This is a genomic window from Staphylococcus pasteuri (genome assembly GCF_030547725.1).
Classification (GTDB): domain Bacteria; phylum Bacillota; class Bacilli; order Staphylococcales; family Staphylococcaceae; genus Staphylococcus; species Staphylococcus pasteuri.
The window spans coordinates 1-241 of the sequence record NZ_JAUOQO010000841.1 but is presented as its reverse complement, the minus strand read 5'-3'; the positions used below and the strand labels follow the sequence as shown (position 1 = coordinate 241).

The window sequence follows — 241 nt, the reverse complement described above, 5'->3', positions numbered from 1 at the left end:
CATTGGGGCATCTGGGCTGTGAGGTCGAGATCGAGCCGGGGCGGTTGATTGCCGGCAACGCCGGTATTCTGGTGTCCAAGGTGATCTATGTGAAACAGGGTGAAGATCGCCAGTTTCTGATCCTGGACGGGGCGATGAACGATTTGATTCGCCCGGCGATGTATGAAGCCTGGCACGATATCGTTCCGGTGATCGAGCCGGAGCCGGGTGTCGAGCAAACAGCGTTCGACATTGTCGGTCC

The 241-nt window shown here is 58.1% G+C and carries 1 pseudogene; it reads left to right on the top strand.

Annotated features, from left to right (window positions below):
- A pseudogene (locus Q4528_RS15685) lies at positions 1 to 241 on the top strand (hypothetical protein); the annotation flags it as partial.